Source organism: Dyadobacter alkalitolerans DSM 23607, assembly GCF_000428845.1.
Taxonomy (GTDB): Bacteria; Bacteroidota; Bacteroidia; order Cytophagales; family Spirosomataceae; genus Dyadobacter; species Dyadobacter alkalitolerans.
The window spans coordinates 93,736-107,705 of the sequence record NZ_AUAS01000006.1 but is presented as its reverse complement, the minus strand read 5'-3'; the positions used below and the strand labels follow the sequence as shown (position 1 = coordinate 107,705).

Below are 13,970 nucleotides of genomic sequence, written 5' to 3'. Positions count from 1 at the left end.
TTCACCGTTCATTGCAGTTGCATGAACGGTGTTTTTATTTAAAACCAATGCGTTCGCGTTCTTCTCCAATATGCCGAATGATCCCGTCGCCGAACCATTGCTTGAATTTCATCTTCCATTGATCAAGCTCGTTCTGCATTCGGCGGTTTTCCGAGAGTAACCGTGTATTTTCCTGACGAAGCCATTCGGTTTCTGACATGGTCAATCCGTCGAAGCCCAGTAATTCCGGGAGCGGGACGTCGAGTAATTTGGCAATGTTTTCGACTCTGGAAACAGAAAGCTCAGTCCGGCCACGTTCCAGATCACCGTATGCCGTTGTGGAAAGGCCGAGCATATCAGCCATATTTTCCTGAGAAAGGCCTTTTTGCAGCCGGATCAGGCGAATTTTTTCAGACAAGTTTGATGTAACATTCATAGCCACCGCGTTTTTCATGCCGATTTATCATTTGTTGTGCAATGTAATAAAGACCTTCTTCGCTGACTCTCGCAATTTTCGATAATTTATCGCTTGAATAGACAAGGATTATTCAATGAAATAATCAATTTTGTGAAATCCAAAGAATAAAGAGGCTGGATTATTAACAGAAACTAACAGATAGCGCTTTTTGTTCTTTTACTTATTTGCCCTTTAATATTACTTCAATTAAAATTTAAATTGATCGATGAACCACGGAAATGAATTTAGAAAATACGCCGTTCACCACCTTGGAATGAATGGTCTTACAGTTGACGGCTACGTAAACCACACAGTTGAAAATATGACGCGTTCAGTAATTGAAGAGCGTCCAATGAACTTCCGTGAAGTAGATGTTTTTTCGCGCCTGATGGCCGACCGCATTATTTTTATGGGAACCGGTGTTGACGACAACATTGCCAACATAATAGTTGCCCAGCTTTTGTTCCTTGAATCGGCTGATGCAAAAAAAGATATTTTAATGTATATCAACAGCCCGGGCGGTTCTGTGTACGCAGGCTTGGGAATTTATGACACGATGCAATATGTGCGTCCGGATGTGGCAACGGTTTGTACGAGCCTTGCAGCTTCTATGGGTGCGGTGCTTCTGGCAGGCGGCGCGGCAGGAAAAAGATCCGCACTTCCACATGCCCGTGTAATGATTCACCAGCCATCAGGCGGTGCGCAGGGAACGTCGGTTGACATTGAAATCACCACGCGTGAAATTGTAAAACTGCGTCACGAGTTGTACGAAATCCTGGCAAACCACACAGGTCAGACACCTGAGCAAATTGCTATCGATTCCGATCGCGACAAGTGGTTAAAAGCCTTGGAAGCAAAGGATTACGGTCTGATTGACGAAGTTTTGACAAGAGACAAATAAGGTCTGAATGCTTTTATTTTAACCGCCCGGATAGGTTCCCTGTCCGGGCGGTTCTTATTATAAGGCCCGGGGCCGATTTGGTAACCCCGACAAAAAACCGGAAATTTGTAATATTGTCTCTACACAGGTCAACATCGGTAAGATTTTTGAAACATTAATTTCAGTCTTCTTGTTAATGTGGCTCCTGGTTTGTAATCATACAGCAAGTTCAAGTTGGCGACAAACCTGCAATTATTTAAAATACAGCGAAATCAATGGCACAAGTTAGTTGTTCGTTCTGCGGACGTAAGAAAAACGAAGTAGATTTATTACTTTCCGGAATCGATGCACATATATGTAATCACTGCATCGCGCAGGGACATCAGGTAATAACAGAGGAGTTGGGGTCCAAAGAAGATAAAAAGGAAAAAAAGACCAAGTTACCCAAGCTGAAACCCATTCCCCCGCAAGAAATTAAGCATTTCCTCGAACAATATGTAATTGGCCAGGACGAAGCAAAGCGCTCATTGGCAGTTGCCGTTTATAATCACTACAAGCGCCTCAACCAGCCGACTTCCGAAGATGACGTTGTGATCGAAAAGTCGAACATTATAATGGTAGGCGAAACGGGAACCGGGAAAACCTATTTGGCCAAATCCATCGCACGCATTCTCCAGGTTCCTTTCTGCGTGGCGGATGCAACCGTTGTTACAGAAGCGGGTTATGTTGGTGAAGATGTTGAAACGATTTTGACCAGACTGCTGCAAGCGGCTGATTACAATGTGGAAGCAGCTGAGCGTGGGATTGTTTATATTGATGAAATTGATAAAATCGCGCGTAAATCGGATAATCCTTCTATTACACGGGATGTCAGCGGCGAAGGTGTCCAGCAGGCCCTTTTGAAATTACTGGAAGGCTCGTCTGTGAATGTTCCACCACAAGGCGGACGCAAGCACCCCGACCAGAAAATGATCACTTTGAATACGGAAAACATCCTGTTCATTTGCGGAGGCGCATTCGACGGCATTGAAAGGCACATTGGAAAACGCATTAACACGCGTCCGATCGGCTTTTCGGGAGATAACCGCATTATCGAGATCTTTGATAAAGGAAATCTGATGCGTTATGTGACTGCTATGGACCTTAAATCCTTCGGTCTGATCCCAGAATTGATCGGCCGTCTGCCTGTTTTGACTCATTTGAATCCATTGGACCGCGAAACATTGCGCAGGATTTTAACAGAGCCTAAAAACGCATTGGTAAAACAATATGCAAAATTGTTCTCCATGGAGGGCATCACGCTTCATTTTGAAGACGAAGTGCTGGACTTTATCGTTGACCAGGCCATGACTTACAAACTGGGAGCACGTGGTCTCCGCGCGATATGCGAGTCGATCATGACAGACGCGATGTTTGATTTGCCTTCCCAAAAAGATGTGAAAGAATTCACGCTTTCGCTGGATTACGCCAAAGACAAGTTCGAGAAATCCTCCATGTCATTACTTCGCTCAGTGGCTTAAACAAGCGATTAGCAATATTGAAACGCTCTGCTTTCCTCACCGGAATTCAGAGCGTTTTACTTTTTATGGCAATAGTCCTATTTTGCATTAAAATTAAATTCTGAAATGGAAAATTGGTTAGCAAATAAGTCTATTGTAATAATTGGAGGAACAACAGGGCTGGGCTTTTCCGCTGCTAAGGCTTTTGTGAGAAATGGTGCCAATGTGGTCGTTGTAGGCCGCAATCCGGAGAACTGCCTCGTGGCCGAGCTGCACCTGGGCAATACGGCCCGCGCCAAGCAAGGCGACGCCACGCATCCGCAAACTGCATTGGACGCAATTCAGCTTTGTATCCGGGAATTCGGCAGTTTTGATGGACTATACCACGTTGCCGGCGGAAGCGGTGAAAAATTCGGCGACGGCCCTCTGCACGAACTCTCGCTCGAAGGCTGGAATAAGACACTGGATCTCAATTTAACTTCGCTCATGCTGTCAAACCAGGCTGCTATCCGCACATTTATAGGCATGAACAAAGGTGGCAGCATTCTCAATATGAGCTCCGTGCTGGCGCATGCTCCGGCTTCGCAGCATTTTGCCAATCATGCTTATGCCACTGCGAAATCTGCCGTGATTGGTTTTTCAAAATCCATCGCAGCTTCCTATGCCTCCAAAAATATCCGCGTCAATGTATTAACGCCCGGCATCATTGAGGGCGTTGAGAACAGCTCGGAGGCCTCAGACCAATATATCAGAAGCAAACAACCCCTCGATGGCGGACGTTATGGCTTGGCGGGCGACCTGGATGGCGCTTCGGTCTATTTTATGTCTGATTATGCGCGCTTTACGACCGGGCAAATCTTCACAGTCGATGGTGGCTGGGAGATTACGGATGGCCAATTCTAAGCGTTATCAGGTCATAGTTGTGTGAAGAAATTATGCAGGCTGCACCACAGATCGCTTTTTTTCTTTTATTCGCGTAAATTCGTTTAATAAGTTCTTTCGGACTTGTTGGTTTTTAACTTACGCAATAGAAATATATGGCAACCGGCCCCATTGTAACGCTTACAATTAATCCAGCCCTTGATAAAAGCTCAAATGTCTCACGCATTGTGCCTGATAATAAACTGCGCTGCGACGCCCCGAACTTTGAAGCGGGTGGCGGAGGGATCAATGTGGCCAAAGCCGTGCATAGGTTAGGTGGGAACCCCATCGCCATCTTTACGATAGGCGGGCCAACAGGCCAGCGTTTGCACAAACTGGTGAAAGCGGAAGGCGTGGAAACAATGGTGATTGAAACCAAGCAGTGGACGCGTGAAAACTTCCATGTGCTCGAAAAAAGCACCGGTTTTCAATATCGTTTTGGGATGCCGGGAACCGAGATGATGCCAACGGAAGTCCGCTCGATCATTGAAACCTTGGAAGACATCGATCCAAAACCGTCCTATATCATTGCCAGTGGGAGCTTGCCGCCAGGGGTTCCGGCAGACTTTTATGGTCAGATCGCAAAGATAGCTGATAAGCAGGGCGCCAGATTCATAGCGGATACATCCGGGGATGCGCTACGCTATGCCACAGAAGCAGGAATTTATCTCCTCAAACCCAACATTGACGAACTCGCTGAGCTGGTAGGCGTTGAAAAACTGGAACTGGATGAAGTGGACGATGCTGCAAGGGCATTGATCATCCGCGGTCAATGCGAAATTGTTGTCGTTTCAATGGGCGCAATGGGCGCAATGCTCGTCACCGAAGACCAGGTGGAACATATCCCGGCTCCTCCTGTGGAACCCAAAAGTACAGTCGGAGCGGGCGATAGCATGCTTGCCGGCATTATATGGACACTATCCCAGGGGAAATCCGTGCGGGAAGCGGTTAGAATGGGCGTTGCCTGCGGAACCGCGGCCACGATGAACTCTGGAAGCGAACTGTTTAAGATGCAGGACGTGAACCGCCTCATGGATTGGCTGAATCGCTACGGCAAACGTTATTCTGCGAGTTGATTTTATGTAAAAAGGTAAAATAGTAAGATTTCCTTGCATCCGCCTTTTGCATAGAAAACAATCGTTATGCCTGAACAACATACCCGCCGCGATTTTGCCAAATTAACAGCATTAACTGCCGCTGCCATCACATTCAAGCCGTTCTATATTCTTCATGCCAAACCAAAAGTGGATGGGGAAGTGATCGGCCACGGATCCTATAAATACAAGGTGCAACAAAGCTGGGGCAATCTGGATGCTGCAAAGTTTCCGGTTAACAATTGCCACGAAATGGTGCAGGACAGCAAAGGCAGGCTGATTATGGTGGGTGATGAAGTTAAAAACAACATTCTTATTTACGACAGGTCCGGCAAATTGCTGGAAACCTGGGGACACGAATTTCCAGGCGGGCATGGCCTTACGCTATGGAATGCAAACGGCGAAGAGTTCCTGTTTATCAGCGATCCCAACCTGGGTAAGGTCTTCAAAACAGATTTAAAAGGAAAAATCCTGCTGACCATTGAACATCCCTCAAAAGTTGGTGCCTATAAAGAAGCCGATCCATTCAAACCCACAGAAACGGCCATCGGGCCCGACGGAACGATTTATGTTGCAGATGGTTACGGCTCACAGTGGATTTTGAGATACAATCAGAAAGGTGAATTCATCGATAAATTCGGTGGATCTGGAGATGGCGACGCACAGTTTTCAACAGCCCACGGAATATCGATCGATTACCGGGACAAAGCGAATCCAACATTGCTCATCACCTCCCGCGCGCACAATGCTTTCAAAAGATTTACATTAGACGGAAAATATTTGAGCACATTGTTCCTGCCCGGCGCATTCGTTTGTCGTCCCGTATTTCACGGCGACACTCTTTTCGCGGGTGTCTGCTGGTCAAGGCTGCGTTATCTGAACCAGACACCAAACTCTGGTTTTGTGACCATTATTGATAAAAACAACAAGGTTATTTCGAATCCCGGCGGAACAGCGCCTGTTTATCAGAAGGGCGAATTGCAGTTAATATTGCAGGAAAAACCCATCTTCATGCATTGCCACGACGTGTGCGTAGACCAGGATGAGAATATTTATGTTTGCCAGTGGAACGCCAAGAAAACGTATCCTGTGAAACTGGAAAGAGTTTAGAATAAGCATTCGGGCTGATTCGCTCCCTCAGCGGATCAGCTTGATTGTAATCCCATTGATGACCATTGTGCCTACGGTCAAGATCCCATAGGCCGCGCCAATGGACATTTGCGGCACCAGCATCGCCACACCCACCAGGAACGCCACAAACCCATAACCTGCCAAAAGCAACCCGTAAAGAATACGCACGGCCGCGTCAGATCCTTGCTGCGAATGTGTAAAAACGGCCAATGTGGAGGTCATGATCGGGAAAGGAGTCAAGATTCCGCTCCAAGTGGGCCCGAGATAATCTGCGGCCTGAGTTAGTAACACCACAAAAAACGTTGCAACGAGCATACGCAACGGAATGTCGTAAACCGGCTGCTTCCTCACCTCCCCTTTTCCTTTTGGTTTTGGAAAAAAATACAAAACTGCCGTTAACACAACGAGATTCAGGATCACGGCTGAGACCAATGATATGGTGCTTCCCAATGATAAAATCGCCACGATAAAGAACACCACGTAACTGATCAGAACGGTGGGCAACCATGACAGTCGGGACGAGAGGACGGAATAGACCAATGCGAACAATATGGTCCCAACCGAGCCCAGCAATGCAGAAGTGATCGTGGAAGCGGCGAATAACGGGCCGTGTTCCAATGCAATAAAAAAGGAAATAGGCCCGGCAACCCAGGGAAATCCGCCGATCCAGCCGCCTAAGCCTTCACCCCATTTTCTGACGGCAAGTGTAACGCCCGCAATTAGGGGAGGCATAAGCAGTATTTTGGCAAGAAGCAGATCAGACAAAACGACAGGGCATAAAATGTGACGCAAATTTACGTTTCAGCTATTAAATCGCCGTTAAAATCCGAAAATTGTTAAAGCTTTTATTTGCAACGCAGTTGCAAAACACATATTTTTGCAACATTGTAACACTTCAATGTTACACAAACTTCTCTTTTAAGGCATAAAGTGCTGACATGAAACGGATTGCCACTGTTCTCCTTCTATTTCTTACCTCCTTCATTGCACATGCCCAGACCAAGGATTGCGCTTGTTTTGTAAAGGGAGTGGTGAAGGATCAGCACACCGGGCAGGCGATTGTTGGCGCCACGGTCCTGATAGTTGGACAAAACAGCGGTGTTTTTACAGATGAGAACGGGCGGTACGAGCTGCGGAATCTTTGTCCTGGCGCTTATACATTAGAATGCAGGATCATTGGTTACAATCCTTTCCGTGAAAAGCTGGATTTAACTGCTGGTCATGAAGAAAACTTCAATTTGCTGGAACAGGAGGTGCATTTAAAGGATGTTGAGATCACGGCACACAGGACCGATGCGCCAAGCTCGCAACCGTTATCGACCATTACAGGAGCCGATCTTGACAAAACGCGCGGGCAAAATCTGGCAGAAAGTTTAAAAGGAATGACCGGCGTTACATCCCTGCAAACGGGCTCGTCGATATCAAAACCTGTCATTCACGGCCTCCATAGCAACAGGATCCTGATCATGAACAATGGTGTGCGGCAGGAAGGCCAGCAATGGGGTTCCGAGCACGCACCCGAAATTGACCCTTTCATAGCAACCCGGTTATCGGTTGTAAAAGGCGCTGCGGGTGTACGTTACGGCTCGGATGCGATCGGCGGCGTAATTCTCGTGGAGCCGGAGGAGCTTCCTTTTGATAAAACATTAAGCGGCGAAGTGAACGCAGTTGGTTTTACCAATGGCAGGCAAGGCGTTTTGTCGGGAACATTGCAAGGCAGCATTAAGGGTTTCAAAGGTTTTGGCTGGCGGGCGCAGGGAACTGTGAAAAGAGGCGGAAATATCCGGACGCCCGATTATTTCCTGGATAATACGGGCATCAGCGAGAAAAACTTCTCACTTGCAGCGGGTTACCGGCATAAGGGCTTAGGAATTGATGTCTTTTATAGCCGCTTCGATACGCAGATCGGTATATTTTCCGGATCTCACATTGGCAGCGTTACGGACCTGTTAAGTGTGATTGAGAATGGCGAGCCGTTTATTAAATCGGGTTTTAGCTATAACATTGGCCGGCCTAACCAGAATGTGAGCCATGAGCTCATGAAGGCGGAGACACATTATCATTTTCAAAATGGCAACCGATTTCAATGGACCATTGCGCGGCAATTGAACGATAGGAACGAATTTGATCTGCACCGCCCCAGAAATGACTCCATAGCAGCCCTGAACCATCCCGAACTGACATTTAAACTGACCACATTAACCAATGATGTAGTCTGGGATCATAAGCCCATTGCCGGAAAACTTGCCGGGCAGCTCGGAATCAGCACATTATACCAGTTTAACCTAATGGATGGCCGGCCGCTGATCCCCAACTTCAATCAGTTCAACATTGGGTTTTTCTGGATGGAGCGATATGTGACCAATGGCTGGGAACTGGAAGCGGGCGCGCGTTACGATTATCGCTCACTGACGTCTTTCCGGATCGTGAACCGTGAGAAAGTATCGCATGATTTCACATTCGCCAATTTCTCCGGAACACTGGGTGCAACCCGGAATTTTTCAGAAAAATTCTCGGCAAGACTCAATTTCGGAACGGCATGGCGTGCGCCTAATGTGAGTGAACTGTTCAGCGACGGCGTGCATCATGGCGCTGCTGCTTTTGAGAAAGGCGACGCCACATTAAACGCAGAAAAGGCGCTTAATAGCATTGCCAGCGTAAAATATGCAAGCCCGAAGTTTACAGCGGAAATCGGCGGTTACTACAACATTATCTCAGATTTTATTTACCTGAAACCACAAGCCGAGCCAATTTTAACCGTTCGGGGCGCGTTTCCATATTTTAAATACACCCAAACAGACGCCAGTTTCAAAGGCATAGACCTTTCGGCGACCTGGGAGTTTATGAAACACACGACTGTTTCGAGCAAGTTGAGCTATCTGCGTGTTTATGATCGGCGGAACGACAATTATCTGGTATTAATTCCTGCCAACAGGATCGATAATCAGATCAAATATGAACTGCCGGAAGATGCCAAATGGCATAAGGCTTATTTTTCCATCGGAAATTTATTTGTAGCACAGCAGAAGCGTGTGCCGCCGGCTAGTGACTTTCTGGCGCCGCCCAAGGCCTATTCGTTGTGGAATGTACAAATGGGAACGACATTCAATATTTCCGAAAAACAGCAGCTCGAAGTCGGATTGTCTGTTCAAAATCTCTTCAATGTGGCTTACCGCGACTATTTGAACCGGTTCAGATATTACGCGGATGACATGGGCCGCAATGCATCGTTGCGCCTGAAATGGAAGTTTGGTGCGTGAGATCTTTTTTACTCAATTACATAAATACTTTACCTATGAAAATGAACCGTAAAATTTCCTGGATGCTGCTTCTGGCTGCGACCGTTTCCTTTACCCAATGCAAAGATGCCGGCGATGATGTCCAGATCGACGACGAAAACGAATTGATCACTTCCGTAACATTGAAATTTACAGAGGACGGAACGACCAATGTCCAATCATTTTCGTACAAAGATGCCGATGGTGACGGTGGGAATGCACCAACTCAATTCGATACCATTGCGTTGAAACCCAACAAAACTTATACGGTGGCCATTGAGTTACTGGACGAGAGCAAAACGCCTGCGGATAACATTACGGAGGAAGTTGCTGAGGAGTCGGACGAGCATTTATTTGTGTACACGCCTTCACCATCCGCATTGCTTACTTATACTTATAGTGATAAGGATGAGAATAATTTTCCAATTGGGTTAACCGGAAAAGCAGTGACTACTGTAGCAGGATTAGGAAAGTTGAAAGTTCAGCTGCGTCACCAGCCTGACACTAAGAATGGAACGCCAGGACCTGGAAGCGACGATGTAAATCTTGATTTTAACCTGAAAGTGCAGTAATTAACCGCACTTCGGGCAAACTCCCTGGATCAACAGGTTGAAATTTTCAGGGTGATAACCCTTTGGCAGCTGAACGGCAGGAATGTGTAGATTCTCAAGACAATTGGTTTCTCCACATTCACTGCATTTAAAGTGGATATGGTCGTGATGATGTTTTTCCTCCGAGCAATTGTGCGAGCATAATGCATAGCGCAATCCCTCATCGTCCAGCACCTTATGAATGATGCCTTTTTCAAGAAAGGTTTTCAATGTTCGGTAAATGGTCACCCGATCATAGTTTTCGCCAAGCGCCCCTTCCAGATCACCATGGGACAACGCATTTTTCTTACTTATAAATGTCGAAAGTACATCTTCACGGCATGTTGTCGTCCGCAGATGATGCCCTTTCAATGTTTCTCTTAACTGATCCATTGTTTCCAATAATTGATTTTTGGAATCCCGTTACGGGTATTCCATACCGGGCATTCTATACCGGGCATTCCATACCAGGTACGTTTTTTATAAAACCTTTCCCGTCAAAGTTAAGTTCTAAGTGTAACAATTTCAAAAGGGATTTGGGTAATGCAAAAATGAAGAACCGACTGATCACAAAAATAATTGTGCAACTCTGTTGCAAGTGATGCCAGATAGGTTTATTTTTGCAACATTATTGTATATAGGATGAAAGCAGAACACTCACATAGCAAAGCAGATTATATCGGAATCCTGGGTTCTGTGTTGTGCATCGTGCATTGCCTGCTGATGCCTGCACTGGCATTCGGCACCGCGATGTCTTCGCATCACCACCACGCCGGATTGGTTTCCCTTGATTATCTTTTTATTCTGATTAACGGCGTTGCCGTCTTTTACGCAACGAAAAACCATAAATCAATTGCTGTAAGGACGATCTTATGGGGAGCATTGGCGTTGTTTTCGGTATCATTGATTTTCGAAGCGGCACATCCTGTATTCACCTGGCTGGGTTACATTGGCTCGGGATTGCTGATCGTAGGACATTTGATCAATCTGTACATCTGTCAGATCGCTCCTAAGATGAAGTGGAAAGTTTCTTAGCTTTTATTTGTCGTACTCGACTTCAAACCGGCTCAGATCGGGCCTGTTGGCCCTTTTCCGGTTTACCTCATACTCAAAAATAGTTTTACCGAGGTTGGTCATAAATGGAAACCCAACCGTCTCGTAATCATATTTGTCGTCATTGAAGACTTGGTCTTCGTTGCAATAGATAACGGCAGTCAGCATAAATTCAATTCCCTTCTCAAAATCTGCGATGTAGGCGTTATCCAGCAGAAAGCCATAGGCATCGCCTACCTTGTTAAAAAGCCGGATATGCCTTGGTAACCGCGTTTTAGTCGCCCCAAATAGCAGAAATTTCGCATAACCGTCATAGTAATCGTCCGTATAATGTTCCGGGAAGCTTGTCTCAACCGGGAATTGGGACATATACTGATACATAAAACGATAATCTTCGGGAGTAAGATTAAACCGCTGGCTGGCGGGCACCTGCTCAGGGAAGAATAGGGTTTTTAACAACCGATGCTGATCTTCCAGCGCAAAGTAGTTTTTCGTTGAAAAATCAAAAGGCTCATTCACCAGCACATTGTCCTTCATATGACCCTTCCCTATCAGAATAGGCGTAGACGATTTCAGTTCTTTTGCCGCATATTTCGCCGGCTGCTCAAAAACCACCTTGCCATCCTTTTCAAACCGGACCGGATTGGTATATCTGTTGTTTTCAGGTCCTATGGGTGAATCCAGCCGGTGCGTGATCCTTACATTGGTGAAGCCCTTTTTATGCAGAGAATCGTTGAACTCTTCCTGTCCGATAAACTCGTACAGCCGGTTAAATGCATCATTGTCGCTTACCAGGAGGATTTTCTTGGCATAATGCGCAACGGATGGCAACTTATTTTCAGAGGTTGAATCTGATTTTACAGCCGTCTGCTCGGGACGCTCTGCTCCTGTAAACATGGGTGTATCCTTATTAATGCCCAGTTTGTTCAGTTTTTCAAAAGCCAGCGCAACAGCCGGAAGCTTGACGGTGCTCGCCGGATAAAAGTAGTTTGAATTATCAACCTGATAGCGGTGCGTGGTGAAATGCGGCTCGTTTTTGCGGTTTCTGTCAATCTTCGTGTAGAGGATCTGGATCTGGTATTTATCGGGATCTTTAAGGAGCTCGGCAAATCTATCGGGATGCTTTTTCAGTAATTTTTCAATAAAGTTGTCGGCCTGAAATTGTGCGGTGGAAGGTAACGAAACCAATGGTAAGAGCAAGTATAGCAACAATTTATAACCTCGTAACAAAATCATGGAAATCCCCGGGCACGTGTAAAACGAAGATACAATATTTATTTTAAAGGGTTAATGGAATTATATTTTACTGCCAGCGGCCTTTACTTATTTGAATATAAACATGGGCGAAATAATGGAGGAAAATAAATTGCGCAGCCGCGGATGGTTCGGAAAGTCCGGTAAGGATGGATTTATATACAGGGCCTGGATGAAAAATCAGGGTTACCCGGCAGATGAATTCGACGGACGACCGGTAATCGGCATTTGCAATACATTTTCGGAATTAACGCCTTGTAATGGTCATTTTCGGGAACTGGCAGAATCGGTAAAACGGGGCGTATGGGAAGCAGGAGGCTTCCCGGTTGAATTTCCGGTTATGTCGCTAGGCGAAACATTAATGAAACCCACGGCCATGCTATACCGGAACCTGGCGAGCATGGATGTGGAAGAATCGATCCGTGCCAACCCGGTTGACGGCGTTGTGCTGCTTTGTGGTTGTGATAAGACCACGCCATCGCTTGTCATGGGTGCTGCCAGTGTAAATATTCCTACAATCGTAGTTTCAGGCGGGCCAATGCTCACAGGTCGTTACAGGGGCAAAAGCATTGGCACGAGTGACATCTGGCGGTTCAGTGAAATGTACCGCAAAGGTGAACTTTCACAGGAAGAGTTTACTACCTCAGAAGCTTGCATGTGCCGTAGCAACGGACATTGTGCGGTAATGGGAACCGCTTCCACGATGGCTTGTATGGTGGAATCATTAGGGCTTACCCTACCCGAAAATGCGGCTATCCCGGCAGCGGATTCGCGCAGAAAAGTGCTTGCTCATTTGTCGGGTCGCAGGATTGTGCAGATGGTGCACGAGGATCTGCGCCTGTCCCAGATATTAACGAAAGAAGCTTTTGAAAACGCTATTATGCTCAATGCGGCCATTGGCGGCTCGACGAATTTTGTCATACACCTTCTTGCCATTGCAGGTCGGATCGGTGTTGATCTTTCGTTGGATGATTTTAATGCGCTTTGTGCGAAGGTGCCCCTACTGCTTAATTTGCAGCCTTCCGGCGGCTATTTCATGGAAGACTTCTACTATGCAGGCGGCTTGCCTGTTGTAATAAAAGAAATGCTCGGATTGCTGCATCAGAATGTGATTACAGCGAACGGGAAAACAATGGCGGAGAACTGTGCCACGGCCGAATGCTTCGATCCGGAAGTGATCGCTACGCTGGCAGAGCCCGTTAAAGACCTTACCGGATTGGCTGTTGTGCGAGGTAATCTTTGCGTAAATGGTGCGGTGATCAAACCCTCGGCATCATTGAAACCGGAACTGATGCAACACCGTGGACGGGCAATCGTATTTGAAGATATTGACGATTATAAAGCGCGCCTTGACGATCCGGACCTGGATGTGGATGAAAACAGTATTCTGGTTCTTAAAAATGTAGGCCCGAAAGGCTATCCCGGAATGCCGGAAGTAGGAAATATGTCATTACCGAAAAAACTGCTTGCTCAGGGGGTGATCGATATGGTGCGGATTTCAGATGGGCGCATGAGCGGGACCGGATTTGGAACGGTTGTTTTGCACATTTCACCCGAAGCGGCTGTGGGCGGAACGCTCGCATTGGTCAGGGACGGCGACTATATTGAGCTGGATGTTGAAAACAGGAAACTAAATCTGGAAGTGTCGGACGAGGAACTTGCAGAACGCGCCAAATTCTGGAAACCGTTGGAAATGGGCTATAACCGGGGTTATGTGAATTTGCATATCAATCACGTCATGCAGGCGCACGAAGGTGCTGATCTCGATTTTCTGGTTGGAGGATCCGGAGATAAAGTATCAAGAGATTCGCATTAAGTCAGGCTGAGTAACGCC

Annotated in this window: 13 protein-coding genes; 9 read left to right on the top strand and 4 right to left on the bottom strand. The window is 46.6% G+C overall.

Features of this window, described 5'->3' with window-relative positions:
• Positions 1-34: 34 nt before the first annotated feature.
• Positions 35-415 carry a helix-turn-helix domain-containing protein gene (locus G395_RS0113750; protein ID WP_026630573.1) on the bottom strand — a complete coding sequence of 127 codons (381 nt, stop codon included), beginning with the start codon at positions 413-415 and terminating at the stop codon, positions 35-37.
• Between the two features lie 247 nt (positions 416-662).
• Here G395_RS0113750 and G395_RS0113745 point away from each other — a divergent pair, with 247 nt between their 5' ends.
• From G395_RS0113745 to G395_RS0113725, 5 genes are all read left to right on the top strand, one after another.
• Positions 663-1,337, top strand: a complete 675-nt coding sequence (locus G395_RS0113745) for a ClpP family protease (protein WP_026630572.1) — start codon at positions 663-665, stop codon at positions 1,335-1,337.
• 254 nt (positions 1,338-1,591) lie between these two features.
• A complete protein-coding gene (gene clpX, locus G395_RS0113740) occupies positions 1,592-2,836 on the top strand; it encodes an ATP-dependent Clp protease ATP-binding subunit ClpX (RefSeq protein WP_026630571.1) in 1,245 nt (414 codons plus the stop codon).
• A gap of 105 nt (positions 2,837-2,941) precedes the next feature.
• Positions 2,942-3,718 (top strand): SDR family NAD(P)-dependent oxidoreductase, encoded by a 777-nt coding sequence (locus tag G395_RS0113735; protein WP_026630570.1) that lies wholly within the window; start codon positions 2,942-2,944, stop codon positions 3,716-3,718.
• Positions 3,719-3,852: 134 nt separating this feature from the next.
• Positions 3,853-4,812, top strand: coding sequence for a 1-phosphofructokinase family hexose kinase (locus G395_RS0113730; protein ID WP_026630569.1), 960 nt, complete (start codon positions 3,853-3,855; stop codon positions 4,810-4,812).
• A 66-nt stretch (positions 4,813-4,878) separates the two neighbouring features.
• A complete protein-coding gene (locus tag G395_RS0113725; RefSeq protein ID WP_026630568.1) occupies positions 4,879-5,940 on the top strand; it encodes a 6-bladed beta-propeller in 1,062 nt (353 codons plus the stop codon).
• A 27-nt stretch (positions 5,941-5,967) separates the two neighbouring features.
• On the opposite strand, the gene G395_RS0113720 is transcribed toward G395_RS0113725, so the two are convergent.
• A complete protein-coding gene (locus G395_RS0113720; RefSeq protein ID WP_035361392.1) occupies positions 5,968-6,693 on the bottom strand; it encodes a hypothetical protein in 726 nt (241 codons plus the stop codon).
• Between the two features lie 206 nt (positions 6,694-6,899).
• Here G395_RS0113720 and G395_RS0113715 point away from each other — a divergent pair, with 206 nt between their 5' ends.
• Entirely contained in the window at positions 6,900-9,221 is a 2,322-nt protein-coding gene (locus G395_RS0113715; RefSeq protein ID WP_026630566.1) for a TonB-dependent receptor, read from the top strand.
• A gap of 35 nt (positions 9,222-9,256) precedes the next feature.
• Positions 9,257-9,811 (top strand): hypothetical protein, encoded by a 555-nt coding sequence (locus G395_RS0113710; protein WP_026630565.1) that lies wholly within the window; start codon positions 9,257-9,259, stop codon positions 9,809-9,811.
• Here G395_RS0113710 and G395_RS0113705 read toward each other — a convergent pair whose 3' ends face one another.
• Positions 9,812-10,222, bottom strand: coding sequence for a Fur family transcriptional regulator (locus G395_RS0113705; RefSeq protein ID WP_026630564.1), 411 nt, complete (start codon positions 10,220-10,222; stop codon positions 9,812-9,814). It abuts the gene before it with no gap.
• Between the two features lie 249 nt (positions 10,223-10,471).
• On the opposite strand from G395_RS0113705, the gene G395_RS0113700 reads away from it, so the two are divergent.
• Complete coding sequence (locus tag G395_RS0113700; RefSeq protein WP_026630563.1) at positions 10,472-10,864, top strand: MerC domain-containing protein; 393 nt, start codon at positions 10,472-10,474, stop codon at positions 10,862-10,864.
• Between the two features lie 3 nt (positions 10,865-10,867).
• Here the strand turns inward: G395_RS0113700 and G395_RS0113695 are convergent, their stop codons facing one another.
• Entirely contained in the window at positions 10,868-12,082 is a 1,215-nt protein-coding gene (locus tag G395_RS0113695) for a serine hydrolase (protein WP_229204167.1), read from the bottom strand.
• Positions 12,083-12,233: 151 nt separating this feature from the next.
• On the opposite strand from G395_RS0113695, the gene G395_RS0113690 reads away from it, so the two are divergent.
• Entirely contained in the window at positions 12,234-13,952 is a 1,719-nt protein-coding gene (locus tag G395_RS0113690; protein ID WP_026630561.1) for an IlvD/Edd family dehydratase, read from the top strand.
• Positions 13,953-13,970 lie beyond the last annotated feature (18 nt).